A 25458-nucleotide genomic window follows, 5' to 3' on the forward strand; every position below is an offset into this window, starting at 1 on the left:
CCAAAATGCACGAAGGCCCGCCCGAACCGGCGGGCCTTTTCACTTTTTCGGGATTTCCGTCATTATTCTGAAAAAAATTGTGCCTGAGCGGCACCTTGCGGATCGTAATTCACTGGAAAGGGTGCTGGCGCTGCGTTTTCGCAAAATCCCGCCAGGAAACGCTTTCAACCGTTTGAAAGCCGCAACTTATCTTAACAATCATCAAAATGATAATCGGCATAACCGTGAGATCGGCCGTCCGCCGCGGCAAAATCCGCACAAAACCGCTTGAACTGGGGTGGATGAGTCCGGGTTGTGCCGGTTTGCGCTTTGCTATAACGGGGCGGTCGGGAGGAGTGTTTTTAACACAAAACAAGAATCGGGTATGGCCGTGACTCCCATCGATCAAGACAAATCCCAGCTCACTGATCTCTCCGAGGAAACTTCCCTCTCCCACGCATTGCCGATGAACCGCAGACAGGTTCTGGGTGGTGCTCTCGCCGGACTTGCCGCAGCAGCGCTGCCCTCTTCCGCGCTTCTCGCCAATACGACTGCCAAGAAGGTCGACGTGCTTCTCATCGGTGGCGGCATCATGAGCGCGACGCTCGGTGTGTGGCTGCGCGAGCTGGAGCCCACCTGGTCGATGCAGATGCTGGAGCGGCTGGATGGCGTGGCGCTTGAAAGCTCCAACGGCTGGAACAATGCCGGCACCGGCCACTCCGCGCTTGCCGAGCTGAACTACACGCCCGAAGACGACAAGGGCAACATCAAGATCAGCCAGGCGATCAACATCAACGAATCCTTCCAGATTTCCCGGCAGTTCTGGGCATGGCAGGTGCGCAACGGCGTTTTGAAGAACCCGCGCTCCTTCATCAACCACACGCCGCATATGAGCTTCGTCTGGGGTGACGAGAACGTCGCCTATCTGGAAAAGCGCTATCAGGCGCTGAAGGCGAGCCCGCTTTTCGCGGGCATGGAGTTTTCCACCGATCCCGAGCAGATCAAGAAGTGGGTGCCGCTGATGATGGAAGGCCGCGATCCTTCCCAGAAGATCGGCGCAACCTGGTCGCCGCTCGGCACCGACATGGAATTTGGCGAAATCACCCGCCAGTTCGTCTCGCATCTGCAGAGCGACCAGAATTTCGACCTGCAGGTCAATAGCGAGGTTTCCGACATCCAGCGCAACGCCGATGGCAGCTGGCGCGTGACCTATACCAACACCAAGACCGATGCCGAACAGGTGGTGGATGCGAAATTCGTGTTCATCGGCGCCGGCGGCGGCGCGCTGCACCTGCTGCAGATGTCCGGCATTCCGGAAGCGGATGATTATGCCGGTTTCCCTGTCGGCGGCTCGTTCCTCATCAACGAGAACCCCGATGTGACGATGCAGCATCTGGCCAAGGCCTATGGCAAGGCCTCGGTGGGCTCGCCGCCCATGTCGGTTCCGCACCTCGATACCCGCGTGCTGGGCGGCAAACGCGTCATCCTGTTCGGACCTTTCGCCACCTTCTCCACCAAGTTCCTGAAGGAAGGCTCCTATTTCGATCTCGTCTCCTCCGTAACAACCAGCAATGCCTGGCCGATGGTGCGCGTCGGCATCGATGAATATCCGCTGGTCGAATATCTCGCCGGCCAGCTGATGATGTCGGATGACGACCGTTTTGCTGCGCTGAAGGAATATTTCCCGAATGCCAAGCAGGGCGAATGGCGTCTCTGGCAGGCAGGCCAGCGCGTGCAGATCATCAAGCGCGACGAAGAAAAGGGCGGCGTGCTGCGGCTCGGCACCGAAGTCGTCTCCGCTGGGGACGGCAGCATCGCCGGCCTGCTCGGCGCTTCGCCGGGCGCTTCCACCGCAGCGCCGATCATGCTCAGCGTTCTGGAAAAAGTCTTCAAGGACAAGGTGGCAACGCCGGAATGGCAGACGAAGCTGCGCCAGATCGTGCCGAGCTACGGCACCAAGCTCAATGACGACCCGGAAAAGGTACGTGAGGAATGGGCCTACACCGCCGAGCACCTCCAGCTGCCGACCCCGCCGCAGATCGATCTTGAGGCCCTGAAGGGCGCCGGTGCGGCGCCTGCGGGTGCACCCGTGAAGAAGGTGCCTGATATCGCGCTTTAAGGTTTAGGTGCGATTTAGGATTGGACGCCGCGTGTCTCTGGATGCGCGGCGTTTTTTGTTGATCTAATTCTTGATACTGAAATATCTCGTCGGCCAATCCTCTTGGTGGTAATAATTGCTACCAATTCGATGGAGAGCTTAGATGGCCAATGTTGAAAAGATCAGCGTCTCGATGACTCCCCAGCACGCCGAAATCTTGCGTGACGCCGTGGAAAGCGGTGCTTGCCAGCAGCAGTGAGGTCATCCGTGAAGCCATGCGCGACTGGTCGGCAAAGTGGGTTGAGCGACGCGGCGACATTGCCAAACTGCATGCTTTGTGGCGCGAGGGCAAAGCAAGTGGCACTTCAACCGAAGTGGATTTTGACGAGGCGCTCAATGAAGCGCGTGCAGAACTGGCTTCGTTGAAAAATCGTGACCATTAAACTTGTCTGGTCGCCCAGCGCGCGCAGCGATGTGAAGAAAATCTATATCGATATCGGCAAATCACAGCGCCTTGCCGTTCCGCGCCAAAGCGGAGCGCTTGGTGGACCATCCTCACCTCGGCGAGCGCCGCCCGGAAATTTTCCCATCCGCCCGCATGCTGGTTGAAGCGCCGTACATCATTCTCTACGAAACCGTGCCGGATACCGATGGCGGCGAAATATATTCCGTGGAAATCGTTCGCGTGATCGACGGTCGCCGGAACCTGCGAACGTTGTTCTGACTTGGGGATAGATGGCTGGGGCGCCAGGATTCGAACCTGGGAATGCCGGTACCAAAAACCGGTGCCTTACCGCTTGGCGACGCCCCAACAGGGCAGCGAGAGCGAAACGCCGCTGCCTGAACCGCGCCTGATTAGCAAAGCCTGCCCGGCGCGGCAATGACCCGGCGACCAATTTTTTCACAAAATTCAAGCTTTTTGGGTGCCGTGTCGAAGTTCGCATGTTAGGGCTTGGCCGTGACGCGGATGAGGCCGCGGCGCAAGCATGCATGGCATTTTTTCAGGAGGTCTCGATGGCGGACCCGGCATTCGATCTCGATTTCCAGCCGGCCTATGGCGAGGCGGTTCCCGTCGCCCCGCTCATCCAGCGCATCACCGTCAACAATCCTTCCGCCTTCACCTTCCATGGCACCAATTCCTATATTGTCGGTGACCGTTCCGTCGCCGTCATCGATCCCGGCCCGGAGGATGAGGCGCATTTTCGGGCGCTGATGGCCGCGCTCGAAGGGCGCGAAGTCACGCACATCTTCGTCAGCCACACCCATCGCGATCATTCGCCGCTTGCCCGCAGGCTGGCGCAGGCGACCGGGGCGCTGACGGTGGCGGAAGGCCCGCACCGCGCCGCCCGGCCACTGCATGTGGGCGAGACCAATCCCTTTGCCGAAAGTTCCGATACGGCTTTCGCGCCTGACATTGCGCTGGGCGACGGGCAGAGCCTTTCCGGCGACGGCTGGACATTGACGGCGCTGCATACGCCGGGCCACACCGCCAACCACGCCGCCTTTGCGCTTGAGGGCAGCGGCATCGTCTTTTCGGCCGATCACGTCATGGCCTGGGCCACCACCATCGTCGCGCCGCCTGATGGGGCGATGAGCGACTACATGGCTTCACTGGAGCGGTTGCTGACCCGCGACGACCGGTTGTTCCTGCCAGGCCATGGCGGCCCGGTCACCGATCCCGCCGCCTTCATGCGGGGCTTGCGCGCCCACCGCCGCATGCGGGAAAAGGCGGTGTTGAAGCGGATCAGAGACGGCGACAGGCTGATCGCCGATATGGTGAAGGTGATCTATGCCAGCACCGACAAGCGTCTGCATGGGGCGGCGGCACTTTCCGTGCTGGCGCATATCGAGGATCTGATCGAGAAGGGCGAAGTTCGGACGGATGGCGCGCCTTCGCTCACGGGTGAATATTTCCCGGCGTGACGGGGTTTTAACTAGCCAGCTCTCAAGGTGCTTTCGTGATTGCCGCCCCTTCGGTGGGGAGCGAGCGGGTGCCACCTGTTTCTTCTCCCCGCCGGGGAGAAGTCCGCGGCAGCGGGATGAGGGGGCAAGCTCTCCGAAAATCTCCGTCGTTGCCCCTCATCCGGTCCTTCGGGCCACCTTCTCCCCGGCGGGGGAGAAGAAATGTGCCGCGACGTCGCGATCCATTCGGCCGACGTGTACCGTCGCCTCCGGCCTCAATTATCGTTAAGACCCTGCATCTCCGCATCCAGCGCATCGAGATAGGCCTCGGCAATCGCAGCACCCATGCCAAGATCGTGCTGGCCGTAGCGGGAGGCGACGCGGACATCGACGATGGTGGTTTCGGCCTCTTCCTTCAGGCGAATGAGGATATCGAAGCGCAGGCCCCAGATGCGGGTGCGGGTTTCACCCTGCATCAGCACCACGCCGCTGCCGTTGAAGAAGGTGGGCAAAGGCGCGTCGGTCGGGCGGGCCATGGGCACGGGCACGATGGAGGGCAGGTCTTCCACCGGCGCATCGTCGGCGGGCTGCTGCCTGTCCTGTGCTGGCACCCCGACGGCAGGAGCATCCTCCGCCCCGATCACACCCTTCGTATGGGTAATGCGGATATTCTGGGAGGCGGCCATTTTTTTGGCGGCGGCGTAGATGCGGTCTATCGCGCCTTCATAACGGCGCCCGGCAAGGCTGGCATAGGCCTCCATCTGCACATCGCGATCAGCCTTGGTAATGGTCGCGGGCCGCACCAGCCATTGCTGGTTGGCGGCCGGTGTCGCCAGCCACTCCGGCACGTCGCTCAGGTCAGTGGAGATGTCGTAAATCTTCGGCTGCTGCCAATAAAGAAAGGCGCCGTAGCCGACAACGCCGAGCGGCAGGGCCGAGAGAAGCAGCGCCGCCAGCGCCGAAAGGCCGCCGCGTGCGCCTCTGGTCCATAGCCGCTCAAGGCCGATCAGCGCCAGAAGCACGGCAAGAAAAGCGATGCCTGCGGCAATGAGGAGCAGCCCGACAAGATCAGGCGTCGTCAGCGGCCCGAAACGGTGGATGCCGGCGGCGATGAGAAAAAGCGCCAGTGCCGCCAGGCCCAGATAGCGGGAAAGATAGGCTGCAACCGAAAAAGGCCGGACGAAACGCACAGTCATGGAAGCGGATATCCGTTAGATCGCATTGGCTAAGAGGCGTTGCACCCGGGTTCTGGCAGGGAATCACCTGCATATGATGTCATAAACCGGAATTGCGGCGAGGAAAACAAAGGAGGGGGCGATCTACGGGTAAAGCGTGCCCCCGAAGACCTCTCTTCCGTCATTCCGGGTATGATCCACTTCTGTCCGGGTTAAATTTCCGGACAGGTCGCAGTTTCCTTGAGGTCGGTGATTAAGGGTGAAGACCCGCTCAACGTCATCCTCGGCCCTGTGCCGAGGATCTAACCACCTCCAATAAAAATCAATATGTCGGCAGACCTCGGGACAGGCCCGAGGATGACGTCGGCGCAATTAGCATGACTTTCCCTGCGCGACGGACTGAGAGGCCACGGCAACAAGAAGCAGGAATATTTTTCCGCATTGCCGCAGCGTCAGGGAATAATTCCCCGACAATGCAACAAATACGCACGTTCATCCCTTAATTGCTGAGGAAATCGGCGTATTCTCGGCGACCTCCCTCGAGAATGCTTGTAAAAAATGCAACATTCCCGCCTTCTTGCACAATAAAGAGACATGTCATGTCACAGGCAACAACCTCTGCCCGCCCTTCGGGGCATAAACCCTTTTATCGCAATTTTGGCTTTCAGGTTCTGATAGCCATGGTCATCGGCCTGCTGCTCGGCCTCGTTGCCCGCAATATCGGCCCCGACGCCGCCGGCAGCCCCAACTGGCTTTCGGTGACGCTGCAGACCATCGGCAGCATATTCGTCCAGCTGCTGCGCGCACTGGTGCCGCCGCTGATCTTTACCGCCATCGTCGCCTCCATCGCCAATCTCAAGAACCTCTCTAATGCGGCGAAGCTCGTCTGGCAGACGCTGCTCTGGTTCGCCATCACCGCTTTGATCGCGGTCATCATCGGCATCGTGCTCGGTCTTGTCATCCAGCCGGGCGTCAACACGGCGATCGCCAATACGGCAGCCGCAGCACCGTCCTCCACCGGTTCTTGGCTGGACTTCCTCAAGGGTCTCGTCCCGGCCAACGTCTTCGGCCTCGAGGCATCTACCAAAATCAGCAATGGCGCGGCCAGCACCTCGCTGAATTTCAACGTCCTGCAGTTGCTGGTGGTGTCGATTGCCTTCGGTGTCGCGGCGCTGAAAGCCGGCAAGGCGGCGGAGCCGTTCCTCGCCTTCAACCAGTCGCTGCTCGCCATCGTGCGTAAAATCCTGTGGTGGGTCATCCGCCTTACCCCCATCGGCACCATCGGCCTGCTTGGCCGCGCAGTTGACCAATATGGCTGGACCACGCTGTCACAGCTCGGCTGGTATGCAGCGGCCGTCTATATCGGTCTGGCACTGGTGCTTCTCGTCGTTTACCCGGGGCTGCTTCTCGCGCATGGCCTGAAGCCCTCGCGCTTCTTTGCGGGCGCATGGCCGGCCATCCAGCTCGCCTTTGTCTCGCGTGCCTCCATCGGCACACTGCCCGTCACCGAAACCGTGACGGAAAAGAGCCTCGGCGTGCCGCGCGAATATGCCGCCTTCTCCGTGCCGCTCGGCGCCACGACCAAGATGGACGGCTGCGCCGCGATCTATCCGGCAATCTCGGCGATCTTCATCGCGCAGTTCTTCCAGGTGCCGCTCGGCATTCAGGAATATGTGCTGATCGTCTTCGTTTCGGTGCTCGGTTCCGCCGCAACGGCCGGATTGACCGGCGCGGTGGTTATGCTCACGCTGACGCTCTCCACGCTCGGACTGCCGCTCGAAGGTGTGGGCCTGCTGCTCGCCATCGACCCGATCCTGGACATGGGCCGCACTGCGGTCAACGTCGCCGGACAGGCGCTGGTGCCGACCATTGTCGCCAAACGCGAGGGTATTCTCAACGAGGCCGTTTATAACAACGCCAAGGACATCGACGCACTCGATGACCGTGAAGTGGCGACGGCCTAAGCAAAGCAATGAACGTGATTGCTCCCTGCGCATCACGTCCCTGCCTCGATGACGAACGCTACCGATGAAGTCATCATCTTGGCGAAACCGTCGTCATTGCAGCCGCCAGCAAAGCTTGCGCGGCTGCAATGAACGCCTAGCCTTGGTCGTCATCACCGATCGTGTAATTTATTTGTTGTTGTGTGAGACTATGGAACTGGACTAAAGGGGCGGCTAGCCCCTACCAAAAAAGCAGAAGCGATTTGTGCCGTGTTCGGGTGAACGGGAGTAGGCTGAGGTAGCATTTCACATGTCCGACAGTCTCGGTAAACACGACCCGGCTCTTACCGTTCGGCGTATTCTCAAGGTCAATCACGCCGGAGAGTTTGGCGCTATTCGCATCTACGGCGCGCAGATATGGATGGCTCGCCGGCTGTTTCCGGACATTGTACCCGCTCTGCAGGAGATGCGGGAAGACGAGATCGATCATTGCCGTCTGTTTCGGGACGCCATGCCATCCAGAAACGCAAGACCTTGTCGCGTAATGGCGTTTTGGAGCCTTGGAGGCCTTCTGCTCGGTTTTCTGACCGCGCTCGGCGGACGCAACATGGTCTGGATTTGCACCGAAGCCGTTGAAAGCACCGTTCACCGCCATCTGGAAGATCAATTGGCTTTCCTGCAAACGAAAGACCCCGAGCTTCATAGGCTTATCGCTTCGATTCAGGAACAGGAGTTGGCTCATCTGCACGAGGCCGAGAAAAACCAGACGACGCGCGGTTTGGGCCATATGCTTCTGCTGCCGATTATCGGCTTTCTCACCGATCTGATGATCTGGCTCTCGACGTGGGGAGACTCAAGCTGGATGCGCGCTGAAATGGCGCGTTCCAGACAGTCCTGATGCCCAGGCTCAGGCAAGTGGATGCCGGTTCAAGGCCCGCATGACGGCGAAGAGGTTCGCTTACCAAACGCAACTTTCCGCCCCAACGCGGCTTTTCCCCGTATCAAAACAGGCGTATCAATCGCGCAATAAAAGTGCCATACGGCTGTCATGTTAAGGGAGAAACAAAATGCGCTTTTCCATCGTCTCCGGTGCGCTTGCCGCCATGCTGGCGCTCACCGCATGCCAGACGCTGACACCGGAAGAGCGCCGGGCTCGGGATGAGGCGACATGCCGGGGTTACGGTTTCCGCCCCGGCACTGACCCGATGGCCGGTTGCCTTCTCGATCTGGAAATGGACCGCCGTGCGGACAACCGTGCCTGGCAGGCGCAGATGAACCGCGACATGTTCTACCGTCCCGTGGTGGTGGAGCGGCGCATCATCGTCCAACAGAACCCCTGACGGGGATAAAGGCGACATTGCTTGCGACCTGCCCTTCTTCCGCCCGCGCGGCAAGCGTCGCCTGCGCCGCGGCAAGGCGGGCGATGGGCACGCGAAAAGGCGAGCACGAGACGTAATCAAGATCGGCATTTTCGCAGAAATGGATCGAGGCCGGGTCTCCGCCATGTTCGCCGCAGATACCGAGCTTCAGTTCTGGCCGCGTCTGGCGGCCGCGTTCGGCGGCGATGCGGATCAATTCCCCCACGCCATCGAAATCGAGCGAAATGAACGGGTCGCGTTCGATGATGCCCTTACGCTGATAGGTATTGATGAAGCGCGCCGCATCGTCGCGGGAAATGCCGAAGGTCGTCTGCGTCAAATCGTTGGTGCCGAAGGAGAAGAATTCGGCCGCTTCGGCAATGACATGGGCGCGCAGGGCCGCACGCGGCAGCTCGATCATGGTTCCCGTGAGATATTCGATCTCCATGCCGGTTTCTTTCGCCACCGCCGCGGCGACGCCATCGATGACCGCAGTCACGTAATCCAGTTCCGAACGCAGGCCAACCAGCGGCACCATGATCTCAGGCACGACGGGCGCGCCGGTAATACGCGCCGCCGCAACGGCCGCTTCGAAAATGGCGCGGGCCTGCATTTCGGCGATTTCCGGGTAGGAGATGGCGAGACGGCAGCCACGATGGCCGAGCATGGGGTTGAACTCGTGCAGCGCATCAAGCCGCTGGCGGAACACCGTCTGCGGCATGCCCATGGCGGCGGCAACCTCGACGATTTCACCATCCGTCTTCGGCAGAAATTCGTGCAGTGGCGGGTCGAGCAGGCGGATCGTCACCGGCAGGCCGTGCATGATCTGGAAAAGTTCGGTGAAATCCGAGCGCTGCATCGGCAGAAGCTCATCGAGCGCCGCCCGCCTGCCCTTTTCGCTTTCGGCCAGGATCATCTCGCGCATGACATGGATGCGGTCGCCCTCGAAGAACATGTGTTCGGTACGGCAGAGGCCAATGCCCTCAGCGCCAAAGGCGCGCGCGGCGCGGGCGTCGGCGGGCGTGTCCGCATTGGTGCGCACGGTCATCCGGCGCAGCTTGTCCGCCCATTCCATCAGCTTGCCGAAATCGCCCGAGAGTTCCGGCTGCGTCATCGGCACTTCGCCTTTCAGCACCCGGCCGGAGGAGCCGTCAATGGTAATGACATCCCCGCGCTTCAGCATGCAGCCGACGCCGATCAGCACCCTGTTGCGCATATCGACCCGCATGGAGCCGGCGCCGGTGACACAGGGAATGCCCATGCCGCGCGCCACCACGGCGGCGTGGCTGGTCATGCCGCCGCGCGTCGTCAGAATGCCTTCGGCGGCATGCATGCCGTGAATATCTTCCGGGCTGGTTTCGATGCGTACCAGAATGACGCGACGCCCCTCGGCTTCGGCGGCGACCGCCTCTTCCGCGGTAAAGACGATCTCACCCGTTGCCGCCCCTGGAGAGGCGGGCAGGCCGGAGCCGATGATGGGACGGGATGTGCCGGGATCGATGGTGGGATGCAGCAGCTGGTCGAGCGACGACGGCTCGATGCGGCAGACGGCTTCGTCCTGCGAAATCAGCCCTTCCTCCACCATATCGCCCGCAATCTTCATGGCGGCACGGGTGGTGCGCTTGCCGGAGCGGGTCTGCAGCATCCAGAGCTTGCCGCGCTCGATGGTGAATTCAAGATCCTGCATGTCGCGGTAGTGGGTTTCCAGCCGCTTGCAGATCGCCAGGAATTCGGAAAAGGCTTCCGGCATCAGCTTTTCCATGGATGGCTTGTCGGAGCCGGAGGCCAAGCGTGCGGCCTCGGTGATGGATTGCGGCGTGCGGATGCCCGCCACCACGTCTTCGCCTTGCGCATTGACGAGGAATTCACCGTAAAGCTCCGCCTCGCCTGTCGAGGGGTTGCGGGTAAAGGCGACGCCGGTTGCCGAGGACGAGCCGAGATTGCCGAAGACCATGGCCTGAACGTTGACGGCCGTGCCCCAGTCGCCGGGAATATTGTGCAGGTGCCGATAGGTCACGGCACGGTGGTTGGTCCAGCTGGCGAACACGGCGCCAATTGCGCCCCAAAGCTGGACGTGACAATCCTGCGGGAAGGCTTCGCCGAGCTCATCTTCGATCAGTTTCTTGTAGAGCGAAACGACGTGCTGCCATTCGACCGCCGACATGTCCGTATCGTATTCATGGCCAAGCCGGCCTTTTTCATCTTCGAGGATTTCCTCGAACATTTCATGGTCGAGACCCATGACGACATCAGCATACATCTGGATGAAGCGGCGATAGCTGTCCCAGGCAAAACGCGCGTCGCCCGCATCGTGGCCTAATGCCTCGACGGTGCGGTCGTTGAGACCAAGGTTCAACACCGTATCCATCATGCCGGGCATGGAGGCGCGCGCGCCGGAACGGACGGAGATGAGCAGTGGCGACTGGCTGCCGCCGAAGGTCTTGCCGGTCACGATTTCCATACCATGCAGGCCGGCCATGACCTGAAGCTTCAGGTCATCCGGGAGATCGCGGCCGTTCTTGTGATAAAGCGCGCAGGCGTCGGTAATGATGGTGAGGCCGGGGGGAACGGGAAGGCCGAGACTTGCCATTTCGGCAAGGTTTGCACCCTTGCCGCCCAATATCGCAACGTCACCTGCCCGGCCTTCGGCAGCACCGTTGCCGAAGGTATAAACCCATTTTTTCATTCCACGCTCTCCACCCAGAAGCGTTGTCATTTTTCTATCATCTACAGCATTGGCGGCACGTTGGGAACGCCGCAACGCTTAGTTTACATCGCAGTGCAGCATAATTGCGGCGAATTGCGTGCCAGAATTGCCTTAAACAGGACATAACAGCAGCATTGACGCATTCGTGTAGTGCGCTGAAACGGAGTGTTACCTAAGCCATTCAAATCGCCGACAAAGAGATTATTCATGCAATTTACCCGCCGCCACACGCTTAAATTTGCCGGAATTTCCTGCGCCGCCACCGCCCTTGCCGGTGCGCTTAGAGCCGAGGGCGGAGCTTCCGCCGCCGCCGATCCCACCCTGCCCTTTGCGCTGACGACGCCGATGCATATCGGCAAGGCGGCGCTGCGCGTGCGCGAACTCGATCCGATGATCGATTATTACCGTTCGGTGCTGGGTATGAACGAAGTGGAACGCACGGCAAGGGGCGTGACGCTGGGTGTCGGGACCGTGCCGCTGCTCGATCTCGATCACAAGCCGGCAGCGGATTTCGAGAGCCCCACCTCTGCCGGCCTGTTCCACGTCGCCTATCTGATGCCCTCCCGCAAGGATCTGGCGCGCTGGCTGGTGCATGCGGCGCTGAAGCAGGTGCCTCTGACGGGTTTTGCCGATCACAATGTCAGCGAGGCGATCTATCTCAACGATCCCGAAGGTAACGGCATCGAGGTCTACAGCGATCGTCCCACGGACACATGGGTGTGGAGCGGCAACGTGGTTAAAATGGGCACCGAGCCTCTCGATGTCGATGATCTCGTAAAGCTGACCGATACCAAAAACAGTGATTATGACGTCGCCCCCGCGGGAATGCGCATTGGCCACATCCACCTGCGAGTTGGCGACATCGCCGCTGCCCGCGCCTTCTACGAAGAGGCCGTCGGGCTCAAACCGACACAGGATGCGCGTTCCGACGCGTCTTTTCTCTCTTCCGGTGGCTATCACCACCATCTGGCGGTGAATACCTGGAACAGCCGTGGCGCAAAGGAACGCAACGCCATGGAAACCGGCCTCGACTGGTTCTCAATCACCGTTCGCAACCCCACCGATCTCGAGGCGCAGAAAACACGGCTACGGGCCGCGGGTTATGTGCTGGTGGAGATGGAGAATAATGTCGTGGAAGCGATCGACCCCTGGGGCACAAGGTTGCGGCTTGCGCCGGGGTGAGTGATGGTGGCCTCCATGCATCATGGGCCGAGAAACTCGCACACTGCGCGATTGGCAGTTGCAGCATGCCAGTGTTTACAGTGATTGGCTGCGTCGCCTCTCTCCGTCATTCCGGCCTTGAGCCGGAATCCAGTCGACGCGGCTCTCGCGCGACGGGAAGAGTCCTTTCAGCCCAAGGACTTGGGCTGGCTGGATACCGGCTCAAGGCCGGTATGACGGAAAGAGGCTTACTCCCCTGACACAATTGCCAATGCAAACCGCCGCGCAACCCTATGAACCCGGAAAAGAAAGCCTTGCGAGGCCACGGCAGCGGCCTCGCAAGGCATTCCATCCGGTACAGGAAACCGGATGGTGGGGTCTCAGGAGAACCCTTTGGCTCTTGCGAAAGACATAGCAAACTGCCGCGCAATGTCGCTCACCCGAATGGGTGATATGGCAAGATAAATTGACATTGAGCAAAACCAGAAATTGAATCCCGGAAATGTCGCCTCAGACGGCTTCGCGCAACTGTTCGGCGGTCTGCAAATCAACAGACACCAGTTGCGACACGCCCTGCTCCGCCATGGTGACTCCAAAGAGGCGGTTCATGCGCGCCATGGTGATGGGATTGTGAGTGATGATGACGAAGCGGGTTTCGGTGGAGGCCACCATTTCATCCATCAGGTTGCAGTAGCGCTCGACATTGTGGTCGTCGAGCGGCGCGTCCACCTCGTCCAGCACGCAGATCGGCGCGGGATTGGTGAGGAAGACGGCGAATATCAGCGCCATGGCCGTCAGCGCCTGCTCGCCGCCGGAAAGCAATGTCATGGTCTGCGGCTTCTTGCCCGGTGGGCGGGCGAGGATTTCGAGACCGGCTTCCAGCGGGTCGTCGGATTCGATCAGTTGCAATTCCGCCGTGCCCCCGCCGAAGAGATGGGTGAACAGCCGCTGGAACTGCGAATTGACCACATCGAAGGCGGCAATCAGCCGTTCGCGGCCCTCGCGGTTGAGGTTCTGGATACCGGCACGCAGCTTGCGCACGGCGTCGATGATATCGTCCCGCTCCTTGATAAGCGCCTCAAGCTTGGCGGAAAGCTCGGCCTGCTCCTCCTCGGCGCGCAGATTGACGGCGCCAAGCCTTTCGCGCTCGATCTTCAGCCGGTCCAGATCGCGCTCGACATCACGGATATCGGGCTTTGGCTGGTCCGGGCCAAGGCCGGTCAGGCGAAACGCCATATGCGGCTCGGTACTCAGCGTCTCACGGATGCGATGTTCCGCCTCCTGCCGTTTCTCGCGGGCGGAAACCAGCCGCTCTTCGGCACGGCCGCGCTTTTCGCGGGCTTCGGCGAGTTCGGAAAGCGCCGTTGCCGCCAGCCGGTCGGCGGCGCGTTGCAGGTTTTCCGCCTCGGCCAGCCGGTCGGCGGCCGCGCGGCGGGCGTCTTCGGTCTTCTGCAATTCGTTGAGGAGGTTGCGGCGTTTTTCGTCAAATTCCTCGGGCGCAATGTCCAGCTCGGCGATTTCCTCGCGCGCCTCTTCCTCACGTTCGCGCAGCGTGGCGATATGGTCGGCGGCACTTGCCGCCCGCGATTGCCAGGTGGAACGCTCCTGCCCGATTGCCTGAATTCTGCGCTGGCGGCTTTCCGCCTCGCGGCTCACGCCTTCATGGCGGGCGCGTGCTTCCGCCAACAGGCCGCGATCGGTCGCGACTTCCAGCTGGCTTTCACGCAGCTTCAGATCAAGCACGGAAAGATCAGGCGCATCTTCCATCTCGATATGGGCATTTTCTTCCTGAACGGCGATCTCGTCGATCTGCGCGCCGATCTGGTTCAGTGCTTCGGAGACGATATCCCGGCGGCGCAAAAGATCGCCCGAGGCCCGTTCGGCCGATGTCAGCGCCTCGCGTGCCTCGGCAAGCTGACGGGTCGCAAGCCGGCTCCGGTCTCGCACGTCCGAAAGCCGCAATTCGCTGCTTCTGATCTCCTCGGTTTTCGCGGCAAGCTGGTCTTCGGCCTCTTCCAGAATGGAGCGGGCTTCATCCAGTTCGGTTTCGATTTCGGCGAGGCGGTTCTTCTGCGACAGGCGAAGTGCCGCAGCGCCCGGCGCATCAGCGCTGGCGACATGGCCATCCCAGCGGAACAGCGCGCCTTCGAGCGTCACCAGCCGCTGGCCGGCCTTCAGCGACGGCAACAGCCGCCGGGCCTCCGTGACGTCTGCAACGACGCCGATCTGGGCGAGAGCACGCCTAAGCGCATCCGGCGCCTGAGCATAATCCAGAAGCGGTTTGGCGCCCTGCGGTAAGGCAGGATCATCAGAACCGTCGCCATTACCGGCCCAATAGGCAGGTGCTGCGGCATCGAGCGGACTTTCGAGATCGTCGCCAAGCGCCGCGCCCAGTGCCGCCTCATAACCGCGCTCAACCGTCATTTCTTCCGCCACCGGCGTGAAGCTGCCATTCGCGGCGGCGCTTGAAGCGAGGATTTTGGTGATGGTACGCGCTTCCGTATCCAACGCGTTCAGGCGGTTTCGCGCCGTTTCCAGCGGCCCGCGCGCCATGGCTTCGGCGGAACGCGCCTCAGCAACGGCAGTCTCGGCCTCTTCCACGACGATCAGCGCGTCTTCCACGGCAATCTCGGCTGCCTCAACCGCTTCGCGCCGTTCCGCGGGGTCCGGAAGGCCGGAGAGTTTTTCGTCGATGGCCTCGATCTCGGCCGTTGCTTCCTGCGATTGCCGTTCGAGCCTCAGCTTGCGGTCGGAAAGATCGCGGATCGCCCGCTCCAATTGCTGCCGGGCGGCGGCGGCTTGCGCGCGCTCGGCGGTGATGGCGGTGAAAATGGCTTCGCTTTCCGCCAGCTTGACGGACGCAGCTTCGAAGGCCTCGCGCATTTCATCGGCATGGCGGCCGGAATCGGACAGGATTTCGAGGAGCTCGGCTTCTTCCTCATCGAGCCGCGCGAGTATCTGGGCATTGTCGGAGACCAGCCGCTCCTCGCGGATAATATCCTCGCCAAGCTGCGACAGACGGCGCGCCAGCTCGTCACGACGGCGGAGCAGGCGGTTGGCCTCGTCGTCCAGCTGGGTGCGGGCAATTTGCAGGCGTTGCAGGGCAGCGGCGACTTTCGCCTCGTCCTCGCGCAGCTCCGGCAGCTTCAGGCTGGCGATGCCCTGCTGCTTTGCCGCTTCCATCTGGGCCTGCGCCTTTTCGGCGACGATATTCGTGGCCTGATTGAGCGCGCTCTCCGCCTCGCTCTCGGCTTCCTTCGCCTCTACCCAGCGAATGTGCAACAGCGTCGCCTCGCGGGCGCGGATATCGGCGGAGAGCATCTTGAAACGGTTGGCTTGGCGCGCCTGCCGTTTCAGGCTTTCGATCTGGCTCTCCAGCTGGGCGGTCACATCCTCCAGCCGCTCCAGATTGGTCTCGGCGGCGCGCAGGCGAAGCTCGGCCTCATGGCGGCGCGAATGCAGGCCGGAAATGCCGGCCGCCTCTTCCAGCAGCTGGCGGCGGGCCTGCGGCTTGGCGTTGATGAGTTCGCCGATGCGCCCCTGCCCCACCATGGAAGGAGAGCGTGCGCCGGTGGAGGCATCGGCGAAAAGAAGCTGCACATCCTTGGCACGCGCTTCCTTGCCGTTGATGCGGTAGACGGAGCCGTTTTCGCGCTCGATGCGGCGCGTCACCTGAATTTCATCGGCATCGTTGAAGGCGGCGGGCGCGGTGCGGTCGGAATTGTCGAGATAAAGGCCAACTTCGGCGGTGTTGCGCGCCGGGCGGTTACCGGAACCGGAGAAGATGACGTCATCCATGCCGGAGGCGCGCATGTTCTTGTAGGAGTTCTCACCCATCACCCAGCGCAGTGCTTCGACAAGATTGGACTTGCCACAGCCATTGGGGCCGACAACGCCGGTGAGGCCCGGTTCGATGATGAATTCCGAGGGCTCGACGAAGGACTTGAAACCGACGAGGCGGAGCTTGTTAAACTTCATGCCGCCCCGCTCCGGACAGAAAAACGGCAATAAAAAACGGGCGTGCGGAAATATCCGCCGCCCGTTTTCTAAGGCTTCGGTGATCAGAGCAGCTTGTCGATGACAGCCGACATGGTTTCAACCGACATGTCTCCTGCGTATTTCTTGCCGTTGATGATGAAAGTCGGCGTGGAGTTGACGCCGAATTCCGTCGCACCGCGTTGCATGGTTGCGTTCACATCATCCAGAAGTTTCTGGTTCGTCAAGCAGGCCTCGAAAGACTCCTGTGAGAAACCGGCCATTTTCGACATTTGCAGCAGGGCGGCGCGCGCATCCTGCGCAACGGCCCAGCTCTGCTGCTGCTTGAACAGCATGGAAACGAAGGGGAAATACTGACCTTCCGGTGCGCAGCGCGCCAGCATGAAGGCGGCAGCGGCGCGCGGATCGAACGGGAATTCGCGGAGCACGAAATAGACCTTGCCGGTATCGATATACTTCTTCTTGATTTCTTCGAAGGTCTTGTTGTGGAAGTTGGCGCAGTGCGGGCAGGTCATCGACATATATTCGACGATCTTGACGGGTGCGTTGGCATCGCCGAGCGCTGCTTCCGGCAGCGGGCCGGGCTTCATTACCGCAGCCATATCCACATCGCCGGTGGATTCAGGCAATTCCTGCGCCTGGGCAATACCGGGCGTGAAAGCGAACGGCAGGGCCGTGGCGATGGCGGCAAGAGGAACGCCGCCGAGAAGGCTGCGACGGGAAATGGTCAGTTCGGGAAAATGCATGAAAGCACCTGTTGGTAATAGACTCTATTGTCCGTTGATTCCGATATAGCGACGGCCTGTTCATCACAAGCGGGGTTCTGAACTCTTCTTGTCAAAGAATTGTGACCAGTCAAGGACGTCACCTTGCATCAAATCGTCCTGCGCCCCGGCTTCTTCTGCAACACCGCCGTACCCAGCCTCTCCACCGCCTTGCGCAGCGCCTCGCTTTCAATGCCGTCCATCATGTCATCGAGACGTTTTGCCGCATCGCCGCGCAGGGGCTGCGGTTTGCGCCGGCGGGTGATGGTTTGCGAGACGGGCTTCTGTACAATCCTGATCTGGCGCACGGCCGGGAAGCCGAAAAAGCCGTTGATGCGAGCAATGAGTTCGCCCTGCGCGTGGGTGAGAAATAGCGCGCGCGCGCCTTCGCAGGCGATCGTCAGCACGCCGGGCTGATATCCGCCACGATCCGGGCCTTCGTCGCGGCGCGGCCAGGTGATCTTTTCCGGGCGGGTGCAATCGGCAAAATCGTCCCCGGCGATCTCGTCCCAGGAGCCGAGCAGCGCCGTGTTGATGCCGGCGCGTTTCGACAGGACCGGGTCCATGATGCCATTGGCGACTTCGGCGATCTGCACGACGCCTTTCTTCTTGCCGGCACCACTCTGGGGATAACGCATGTTTCACTCGCGATTTTGGTGAGGGCGATCCACATTTTCTTGATCGCCCGCTACGGATGTCCCAACTATAGGCCAAATCGAACAGAAACGGCAAACCATGCTTCAAAAAACCGCCTCGTCGTCTTATGCGCAGATGCTGCTCGCATGGTACGACCGGCACCATCGCGAATTGCCATGGCGCACTTCCCCGGCCATGGCGGCGAAGGGAAAACGCGCCGATCCCTATCATGTCTGGCTCTCCGAAGTGATGCTGCAGCAGACGACGGTGCAGGCCGTAAAACCTTATTTCCTGAAGTTCCTCGCCGCGTGGCCGAGCGTCACGGATCTCGCTGCGGCGCCGGTCGAGGACGTCATGGCGGCCTGGGCAGGCCTTGGTTATTACGCTCGCGCCCGCAATCTCAAGAAATGCGCGGAAGCCGTGGCGAATGAGCATGGCGGCGTCTTTCCGGACACGGAAGAGGGTTTGAAGCAACTGCCCGGCATCGGTGATTATACCTCGGCTGCCGTCGCTGCCATCGCTTTTAACCGGCAGGCGGCTGTCATGGACGGCAATGTCGAACGGGTCATTTCACGTCTCTTCGCCATCGATGCGCCCCTGCCCGGCTCAAAGCCGGCGATGAAAGCGAAAGTGGCCGCTCTTACGCCTTCCGACCGGCCCGGCGATTTTGCCCAGGCAATGATGGATCTGGGTGCTACGATCTGCACGCCGAAACGGCCGGCCTGCGCGCTCTGTCCCTTCAACGGCCACTGTCTTGCGCTTGCCCATGACGAGCCGGAGCGTTTTCCGGTCAAGGCGGCGAAGAGGGCAAAACCGGTGCGGCTCGGGGCTGCCTTTGTGGCCGTCAATGCAGATGGTGAAATCCTGCTGCGGCGGCGAATCGACAGCGGCCTTCTCGGCGGCATGACCGAGGTGCCGACAACGGCTTGGACTGCCCGCCTGGATGGCGGCACGGACCAAAGTCACGCGCCCTTCGTCGCCGACTGGCAGGCGACGGGCGTGATCGTGCATGTGTTCACCCATTTTGAGCTGAGGCTCACCGTCTACCGCGCTCAGGTTCCGGGCGGCCTCCAAACCGGGCCGGATGACGGATGGTGGGAGCCGGTTACAAATCTTGACGCGCAGGCGCTGCCAACGGTGATGAAAAAAGTCATCGCGCAGGCTATTCCATCCGCATTCAATGAAAGCAGGAAATTTCGATGACCAAGATTGAGCATATCGTATTCGACATCGGCAAGGTGCTGATCCATTACGATCCGCATATTCCCTATAGCCGTCTCATTCCCGATGCCGATGAGCGCCAATGGTTCTTCGAGAATGTCTGCACCCATCACTGGAACCTCGAGCAGGATCGTGGCCGCCGCTGGGAGGATGCTGAAGCTTTGCTGGTGGAGAAGTTCCCGGAACGGGAAGAGCACATCCGCTCCTTCCGCAAGTTCTGGCACGAGATGGTCTCGCATTCCTATGACGACAGCGTCGCGATCATGACAGGCCTTATCGAGAGCGGCCACGACGTGACGATGCTCACCAACTTCGCCTCCGACACTTTTCGTGAGGCGCAGAAGATGTTCCCCTTCCTCACCCTGCCGCGTGGCGTCACCGTTTCCGGTGACATCAAGCTGATCAAACCGGATGTGGCGATTTATGAGCTTCATGCGCGCGATTTCGGGCTCAATCCCGCCGCAACTCTGTTCATCGATGATACGGCGATCAATGTCGAAGGCGCAAAGGCCGCCGGCTGGCAGGCGGTGCAGTTCACCGGCGCGGAGAAGCTGAAGCAGGATCTGCAGGCATTTGGGGTGGCGGTTTAGGTTCCGCCCTTAAGTCACCTCGTGGCATGGATTAAGGCTCATTGCCCAGTCCTCGTGCCCATGGCGGACGCGGACGATGAGGACGTCGTCGTCCGCCTCAACGCGATAGACCACCAGATGTGCTCTGAACGGATGAATGCGCACCGACGGCGACAACTCGTTACGCTCGCGTGCGATCCTCGGATTCCGTGATATCAAGTCGAATATTGCGAAAAGTTCGCGATGGTACTTTCGCGCTTGCTGAGGTCCAAATAGGTCGATGCCTTCTTGCGCTATGCGGATGGCGTCTTCTTCCGCAGGCAGAGAAAGGCGAAATCCCATGATCAGCCAATTTTACGTTTCATGGAGCGGGCTTCGGCCTCAGCAAACAAGGCATCTTCACAACGATGACCGGAGGGAGCCTGCAATCCTTCGTCCACCAGGCCCTGCATGGCAGCGATCTTTTCGCTCCGCTCCTGGTCCTTTCGGATGAGATCTCGCACATAGTCGCTGGCATTGGAGTAACGGCCCGTTTTAGACTGCGCTTCGACCCATTCCTTCATCTGGCCGGGCAGCGAAATATTCATGGTCACCATCTTCATCTCCTATGAAGACAGAGTGCAGATTTTGGCAAGGTTTGTCAAAAAGATCGGGAAAAGAAATTGGCGCAGGCGGAAATGGCGGTCTCCGGCCTGCGCCAGTCCTGCCGCAAGCGGCATTGGACGCAATGTTTTTGTGAGTTGTCCAGACCGGATTTTCACAACCACTGCTTTGATTAGGACAGTAGTTGTCGTCTCTTGCGCGAAACTTGTCTATCTAAAATTTTATATTCGAAAATACCAACGCCCGACACGATGTGCCGGGCGTTGGTCGTTCTCCATCCGGGACTGAAGGTACTAAACCGGACGGAGACGTATTCTGGACAAGGGCGGGCGGTGGATCGTTGCCTTCAAGCCTTTCCGGCTTGGACTATTCGGCCTTTGCCAGTTCACTGCGGATGATGGCTCGGAGATCATCGATCGGCTTCAGGTCGTCGCCGTCTTCGAAGTGCCAGAACGTCCATCCGTTGCATGCGTCGAGACCCTGCACCTTCGCGCCGAGGCGATGGATGGAGCCGGCGGTTCCGGCGGATGCGAGCGTACCATCCGCACGAATAATGGCGCTATAACGGCGCTTTGCATCCGTCAGCACCTGGCCGGGACGGACGAGGCCGCTTTCCAGCAGGGTGTTGAAGGCGACGCGCGGCTCGGCCTTCTTGCCGGTCATGACTGTCAGTTCCGCCTTGCCGAGCGGTTCGACGGCGGCGATGCGGGCGGCGGCGGCATCGATATAATCCTGCTCGCGCTCAATGCCGACGAAGTGGCGGCCGAGGCGTTTTGCCACCGCACCCGTGGTGCCGGAGCCGAAGAACGGGTCGAGCACGACATCACCCGGTTTGGTGGAAGCCATGATGATGCGGGCAAGCAGCGCTTCCGGCTTCTGGGTGGGGTGCACCTTCTTGCCGTCCTCACCCTTCAGCCGCTCATGGCCGCTGCAGATAGGGAACAGCCAGTCGGAGCGCATCTGCACGTCGTCATTGGAGGCCTTCAACGCATCGTAGTTGAAGGTATAGTTCTTGGCCTTCGGATCGCGGCTCGCCCAGATCATGGTTTCATGGGCGTTCTGGAACCGGCGGCCCTTGAAATTGGGCATGGGGTTGGTCTTGCGCCAGACGATATCGTTGAGGATCCAGAAATCGAGGTTCTGGAGCGTGGCGCCGACGCGGAAGATATTGTGATAGGAACCGATGACCCAGATGGTGCCGTTCGGCTTCAGCACGCGGCGGCAGGCGAGCAGCCAGGCGCGGGTGAAGGCATCATAGGCCTCGAAGGAGGCGAACTGGTCCCATTCGTCGTCGACGGCGTCAACCAGCGACTGATCGGGCCGGTGCAGCGTGCCGCCGAGCTGGAGGTTATACGGCGGATCGGCGAAAATCGCGTCCACCGACTGGCTCGGGAGGGCATCCAAGGCAGCGACGCAATCACCCTTTATGATGCTGTCTTTCCAGGCGTCACTCTCACCTGCACGATCAAAACCGGCATGCCGAAAATCGGCCAGCGGAAAAACTGCTGCCATTGGTACTCGCTCCATACGCTTACTCTCTACTGAGGCTTATGGTTACCGAAGATGGTTATCAAAGCCTGAACAAGTCACGGAAAATGCGAAATAAATGGCTCCCGCGGCGCACTGGCGCAATTTGCGGAGACCGGCGGGGAACCCGAAGTCCGGCGAAAACGTTGTGCGCAATGGGTTCTCCTGTGCCCGCTCATTCGCGCGGCAGGAAGAGCCATTATGGCAGGGGGTAGTCCGCAATGGGGTCCGTGATGAAAATGGCGTCTTTTTCCATGAATGTCGTTTGGGCCGCACTTTTCGCGGTCGCGCTGGCAACGCCCTCGCATGCCCAGCAACCGAACCCGCAATATAACGTCATCACCGATGCGGTTTTGTTTGATGGCGGCCCCTCCCTCGGCAACAGTGACAGGGTGCGCTGGGATTTCTACAAGGCCGACCGCACTGGCGTGCGCACCGACGAGAATGCCGGCGGTTCCTATGACGCCACCTTCGAGGCGAAGCTGCCACCGGGCAGATATGTGGGCGTGGCGGCGCTGGGCAATGTGACCCGCGAAATAGCGTTCGAGGTGAAGGACGGAAGCGTTGCAAGGCCCAAGGTAAATTTCGATGCGGCCGAACTGACTGTCGTGCCAAAACGCAGCCCCGGCGGCGATGTGGAGACACAGGCGAAAACTGAAATCACCAAGGATGATTTCAAAGACAGCGTCTATGGCCAGGATACCGTCTTCGTGCCGGCGGGCGAAGTGCTTCTCACCGGCAGCGTCGGCCCGGCGCGGGCGCAGGAGAAGCTCACCATCAAGGCCGGCGACAAGATCAGCCACGAACTTGTCATTCCAAGCGGCGTGGTGATCGCCAAGGCGGTGTATGCGGAAGGCGGAAGGGCGGTGGAAACGGATGATATCCGCTTCGAAGCGATGTCGGCCAAGGAAACCCTTGACGGCACGCGGGAGACCATCAACGGCATTTACGGCACCGGCAAGATGATGGAAATGCCGGCCGGTAATTTCGTCATGCGCGCACGCCTCGGCAAGGTGACAGTGGAGCAGCCGTTCACCGTGACCGCCGGAAAACGCACGGAAATAACCATCAATCTCGATGCGGGCGTTCTCGCAATTACCGCCCCCGGCGCGGAACGGATCGACATTGTCGAAACGACCAGGGACCTTCAGGGCACGCAGAAGGAGATTTCCGGCCGTTATGGCACGCAGCATCAGGAAACGCTTCATCCCGGCGATTATTCGGTGAAGGTAAGTTACGACAAGAAGTCGGGCCTCGATCCGAAGGAGATCAAGGCGACGGTTAAGGCTGCCGAGAGAACCGAGACGCGTGTGCCGGAGTAGGCCTTGGCCGCAGCCCTGCTTGAGGCTCCGGCTGTTCGCCGATTTTCACGCCAGCAAAGCCTGAAGCGGCAATGCGGTCGCACAGCCTGTTCCACTGGCAGCCTCGACAGGCCTGCCTGATATCTCCCGCTGCAAATGCCAGACGCATCTTGGCAAGGAACTCCGGTGTCGCCTGCAACCGCTGGCCGGCAGCCAGCGTCTCGCCCAAAAGCACTGACACCGAAACGCGGGCCGTCTCATCCCGCTTCACAACCCCTTCGTTGAAACAGTGGGCATGGCTTTCACACAACAGGCCCTCGCAGATGTCGTCGGGGCCATCCACCAGCTCGATATCCTCTTCCCCGGCATTCAGGCGGTCGGCGACACGGTCGTAATTTTCGACGAAGCCGGATGTGTATCCCTTGCCCACATAGGTGAGCATGCAGAGAAGGTGGTGGGGCCGGAGGCGGACGGTCAAGGGCCTATCCGACAATGGCGAAGGCGTCGCGCACCGAGCCGGACGAGGTGCGGATCGCCTTGCGGCCGATCCATTGCACATGCCCGTCAAGGATGCGCACCGCCTCTTCGGCGCGGCCGCCGCGTAGCGCGTCGATGATCGCCCGGTGATCGGTATCGGTGCGGCGCTCCCAGCCGGCCCGCCAGGCGGAGAACAGGAAACGGGCGCTTGCCGCATGCAGGCCATCGATCGCTTCCATCAGGCGCGGCATGTTGCAGGGCGCGGTGATGAGGCGGTGGAAGCGCCGATTGGCCTCCTCCCAATGCTCGACATCAACGGCGCTGTCGCCTTCGAGCGTGGCTGCCTCCGCATGATCGAGAATGGCTGACGTCATGTTGGGAATGGCGTGGCGCAAAGCCAGAACCTCAAGAGCGGCACGCATTTCCGCCACCTCGCGCACATCATCGAGACCGAAATCCGCGACCCTGACACCCCGGCGCGGAATGCTGGCGGCAAGCCCCTGCGCTTCCAGCCGGCGGAATGCCTCGCGCACCGGCACATGCGAGGCGCCGAATTCGGCGGCGATGTGATCCTGCCGCAGCCTTTCGCCCGGCGACAGCTCACCGCGAACGATGCGGTCGGCAAGCGTGCGGCTGATGCGGGCGGCAATGGTATCTTCAGGCGAATTTTTTGCTGTCTTGGGCATAACATCCCATAGCGCATATGGCGCGACCGTGTGTAGAGGTTTTTGCAGCAAGCCAGAGCAGACTGTTATGACACGCGGCACCCTTGCCCGCGGCCTTCAAGCTATGAGCCTGACGGGACTGTCCTTTGCTGGCGAGCCGGTTGAGCTTGGCGCGGACATGGTCTAAAAGCCCGGCATCATTTTCTTCCAGCCAAATCCGATACAGGGAGCGCCCATGAGCGGCTTCGACCTCATTATTTTCGACTGCGACGGCGTTCTGGTCGATTCCGAAATCATCGCGGCACAGGTGGAATCCCGCCTTCTGACCGAAGCCGGTTATCCGATCTCGGTCGAGGAAATGGGGGAGCGTTTCGCCGGCATGACCTGGAAGAACATCCTCCTGCAGGTGGAAAGCGAAGCCAGCATTCCGCTCTCAGCCTCGCTGCTCGACAAATCAGAAAAACTGCTCGACATGCGGCTGGAACGCGACGTGAAGATCATCGAGGGCGTGAAGTTCGCCCTGTCCCGCCTGACGACGCCCCGCTGCATCTGCTCGAACTCTTCGAGCCACCGCCTCGATATGATGCTCACGAAAGTAGGCCTGAAGCCGTATTTCGCGCCGCATATCTATTCCGCCAAGGATCTCGGCGCTGATCGCGTGAAGCCGAAGCCCGACATCTTCCTGCACGGCGCAGCGCAATTTGGCGTTTCTCCCGATCGCGTGGTCGTGGTCGAAGATTCCGTGCACGGCATCCATGGCGCAAGGGCCGCTGGCATGCGCGTCATCGGCTTTACCGGCGCGTCCCACACCTATCCCAGCCACGCCGACCGGCTGACAGATGCGGGCGCCGAAACGGTGATCTCCCGCATGCAGGACCTGCCGGCCGTGATTGCGGCAATGGCAGAGTGGGAAGGCGCGTTTTAAGGAGGTAGCTGTGGTGGCATCCCAGACGGAAAAGGAATTCGTACCCGGCCAAGGCTATACCGAAGCGGATTGGGATGCTGTCGACTTTCCCGAAATGACAGATGAAGAGCTGGCAAATGCGCGTCCCGCTAGGGCCGTTTTGCCGCCAGCTTTTTTTGAGGCTGTGGAGGAGTATCGAAACTCCCGTAGCCGCCCGTCAGCGGAGAAGGCGACGACTGTGGGAAAACCCTCCGGTTAAAACGCATGGAAAGTGGTAGACCTCTCCTCCGTCATGCCGGACTTGATCCGGCATCCAGTCACGGCGCGTCTGCGCCGTGAGAAGAGTCTTTTGCGATCAATGACTTGATCGCGCTGGACCCCGGATCAAGTCCGGGGTGACGGAATTCGGACCTTTGCGCGCAATCAGCACCGAAGCCTGCCGAGCAGCCTCCGGCTTTTACATTTTGCCCGT

20 protein-coding genes, 1 tRNA gene and 3 pseudogenes are annotated in these 25458 nt (G+C 60.7%); 13 read left to right on the forward strand and 11 right to left on the reverse strand.

Translation table 11 applies throughout. The features are described 5' to 3' along the window. The first annotated feature begins 364 nt into the window (after positions 1-364). The 3 genes and pseudogenes from mqo to WA845_RS01340 all read left to right on the forward strand — a co-directional run bounded on the left by mqo (position 365) and on the right by WA845_RS01340 (position 2801). Entirely contained in the window at positions 365-2098 is a 1734-nt protein-coding gene (gene mqo / locus WA845_RS01330) for a malate dehydrogenase (quinone) (RefSeq protein WP_162719108.1), read from the forward strand. Between the two features lie 142 nt (positions 2099-2240). Then, a pseudogene (locus WA845_RS01335) lies at positions 2241-2520 on the forward strand (ribbon-helix-helix domain-containing protein). Then, positions 2510-2801 (forward strand): annotated as a pseudogene (locus tag WA845_RS01340) (type II toxin-antitoxin system RelE/ParE family toxin). Before WA845_RS01335 ends, WA845_RS01340 begins: the two co-directional pseudogenes overlap by 11 nt. Positions 2802-2813: 12 nt before the next feature. On the opposite strand, the gene WA845_RS01345 reads toward WA845_RS01340, so the two are convergent. Continuing rightward, positions 2814-2888: transfer RNA gene (locus WA845_RS01345), tRNA-Gln, on the reverse strand. A 203-nt stretch (positions 2889-3091) separates the two neighbouring features. Between WA845_RS01345 and WA845_RS01350 the strand changes: the two genes are divergently transcribed. Next, positions 3092-4000: an MBL fold metallo-hydrolase gene (locus tag WA845_RS01350; RefSeq protein WP_004440431.1), complete on the forward strand. Its 909-nt coding sequence runs from the start codon at positions 3092-3094 to the stop codon at positions 3998-4000. Between the two features lie 254 nt (positions 4001-4254). On the opposite strand, the gene WA845_RS01355 is transcribed toward WA845_RS01350, so the two are convergent. Next, positions 4255-5175, reverse strand: a complete 921-nt coding sequence (locus tag WA845_RS01355; protein WP_112553409.1) for a DUF1499 domain-containing protein — start codon at positions 5173-5175, stop codon at positions 4255-4257. A 578-nt stretch (positions 5176-5753) separates the two neighbouring features. Here WA845_RS01355 and WA845_RS01360 point away from each other — a divergent pair. From WA845_RS01360 to WA845_RS01370, 3 genes are all read left to right on the forward strand, one after another. Beyond that, positions 5754-7118 carry a dicarboxylate/amino acid:cation symporter gene (locus WA845_RS01360; protein WP_337322151.1) on the forward strand — a complete coding sequence of 455 codons (1365 nt, stop codon included), beginning with the start codon at positions 5754-5756 and terminating at the stop codon, positions 7116-7118. Between the two features lie 289 nt (positions 7119-7407). Further along, entirely contained in the window at positions 7408-7995 is a 588-nt protein-coding gene (locus tag WA845_RS01365; protein ID WP_112553407.1) for a demethoxyubiquinone hydroxylase family protein, read from the forward strand. Between the two features lie 169 nt (positions 7996-8164). Beyond that, entirely contained in the window at positions 8165-8437 is a 273-nt protein-coding gene (locus tag WA845_RS01370) for a hypothetical protein (RefSeq protein WP_006699991.1), read from the forward strand. On the opposite strand, the gene ppdK is transcribed toward WA845_RS01370, so the two are convergent. After that, a complete protein-coding gene (ppdK, locus tag WA845_RS01375) occupies positions 8415-11141 on the reverse strand; it encodes a pyruvate, phosphate dikinase (RefSeq protein ID WP_337322152.1) in 2727 nt (908 codons plus the stop codon). The genes WA845_RS01370 and ppdK overlap by 23 nt on opposite strands. Positions 11142-11369: 228 nt before the next feature. Between ppdK and WA845_RS01380 the strand changes: the two genes are divergently transcribed. Next, positions 11370-12344, forward strand: a complete 975-nt coding sequence (locus WA845_RS01380) for a VOC family protein (RefSeq protein ID WP_112553405.1) — start codon at positions 11370-11372, stop codon at positions 12342-12344. Positions 12345-12833: 489 nt separating this feature from the next. Here WA845_RS01380 and WA845_RS01385 read toward each other — a convergent pair whose 3' ends face one another. The 3 genes from WA845_RS01385 to WA845_RS01395 all read right to left on the reverse strand — a co-directional run bounded on the left by WA845_RS01385 (position 12834) and on the right by WA845_RS01395 (position 17721). Next, positions 12834-16301 carry a chromosome segregation SMC family protein gene (locus tag WA845_RS01385; RefSeq protein WP_337322153.1) on the reverse strand — a complete coding sequence of 1156 codons (3468 nt, stop codon included), beginning with the start codon at positions 16299-16301 and terminating at the stop codon, positions 12834-12836. An 83-nt stretch (positions 16302-16384) separates the two neighbouring features. Beyond that, positions 16385-17065, reverse strand: a complete 681-nt coding sequence (locus WA845_RS01390) for a thioredoxin domain-containing protein (RefSeq protein WP_112553401.1) — start codon at positions 17063-17065, stop codon at positions 16385-16387. A 128-nt stretch (positions 17066-17193) separates the two neighbouring features. After that, the gene (locus WA845_RS01395; RefSeq protein ID WP_006699987.1) at positions 17194-17721 is read right to left on the reverse strand and encodes a DUF721 domain-containing protein; all 528 of its coding nucleotides are present in this window, start codon (positions 17719-17721) and stop codon (positions 17194-17196) included. A gap of 97 nt (positions 17722-17818) precedes the next feature. Here WA845_RS01395 and mutY point away from each other — a divergent pair, with 97 nt between their 5' ends. Further along, the gene (mutY, locus tag WA845_RS01400) at positions 17819-18922 is read left to right on the forward strand and encodes an A/G-specific adenine glycosylase (protein WP_112553399.1); all 1104 of its coding nucleotides are present in this window, start codon (positions 17819-17821) and stop codon (positions 18920-18922) included. Then, positions 18919-19530, forward strand: a complete 612-nt coding sequence (locus tag WA845_RS01405) for an HAD family hydrolase (RefSeq protein WP_112553397.1) — start codon at positions 18919-18921, stop codon at positions 19528-19530. The genes mutY and WA845_RS01405 overlap by 4 nt, the downstream gene beginning before the upstream one ends. A gap of 9 nt (positions 19531-19539) precedes the next feature. On the opposite strand, the gene WA845_RS01410 is transcribed toward WA845_RS01405, so the two are convergent. The 3 genes from WA845_RS01410 to WA845_RS01420 all read right to left on the reverse strand — a co-directional run bounded on the left by WA845_RS01410 (position 19540) and on the right by WA845_RS01420 (position 21624). Next, positions 19540-19851, reverse strand: coding sequence for a type II toxin-antitoxin system RelE/ParE family toxin (locus WA845_RS01410; protein WP_337322154.1), 312 nt, complete (start codon positions 19849-19851; stop codon positions 19540-19542). Between the two features lie 2 nt (positions 19852-19853). Further along, complete coding sequence (locus WA845_RS01415) at positions 19854-20105, reverse strand: type II toxin-antitoxin system ParD family antitoxin (protein WP_022555750.1); 252 nt, start codon at positions 20103-20105, stop codon at positions 19854-19856. 373 nt (positions 20106-20478) lie between these two features. Continuing rightward, complete coding sequence (locus WA845_RS01420) at positions 20479-21624, reverse strand: site-specific DNA-methyltransferase (RefSeq protein WP_004440405.1); 1146 nt, start codon at positions 21622-21624, stop codon at positions 20479-20481. 236 nt (positions 21625-21860) lie between these two features. On the opposite strand from WA845_RS01420, the gene WA845_RS01425 reads away from it, so the two are divergent. After that, positions 21861-22961, forward strand: coding sequence for a hypothetical protein (locus tag WA845_RS01425; RefSeq protein WP_112553393.1), 1101 nt, complete (start codon positions 21861-21863; stop codon positions 22959-22961). Here the strand turns inward: WA845_RS01425 and WA845_RS01430 are convergent. Then, positions 22921-23382 carry a DUF1284 domain-containing protein gene (locus WA845_RS01430; RefSeq protein ID WP_112553602.1) on the reverse strand — a complete coding sequence of 154 codons (462 nt, stop codon included), beginning with the start codon at positions 23380-23382 and terminating at the stop codon, positions 22921-22923. The two genes, WA845_RS01425 and WA845_RS01430, sit on opposite strands and share 41 nt — an antisense overlap. Before the next feature lie 40 nt (positions 23383-23422). After that, complete coding sequence (locus WA845_RS01435) at positions 23423-24103, reverse strand: FCD domain-containing protein (protein WP_112553391.1); 681 nt, start codon at positions 24101-24103, stop codon at positions 23423-23425. A gap of 214 nt (positions 24104-24317) precedes the next feature. Here WA845_RS01435 and WA845_RS01440 point away from each other — a divergent pair, with 214 nt between their 5' ends. Both WA845_RS01440 and WA845_RS01445 read left to right on the forward strand, forming a co-directional pair. Continuing rightward, positions 24318-25007: an HAD family hydrolase gene (locus WA845_RS01440; protein ID WP_003520496.1), complete on the forward strand. Its 690-nt coding sequence runs from the start codon at positions 24318-24320 to the stop codon at positions 25005-25007. 10 nt (positions 25008-25017) lie between these two features. Continuing rightward, positions 25018-25212: pseudogene (locus tag WA845_RS01445) on the forward strand (BrnA antitoxin family protein); the annotation flags it as partial. Between the last annotated feature and the right edge of the window lie 246 nt (positions 25213-25458).

Source organism: Agrobacterium sp. CMT1, from assembly GCF_037203725.1.
In the GTDB taxonomy this organism is placed as follows: domain Bacteria; phylum Pseudomonadota; class Alphaproteobacteria; order Rhizobiales; family Rhizobiaceae; genus Agrobacterium; species Agrobacterium pusense.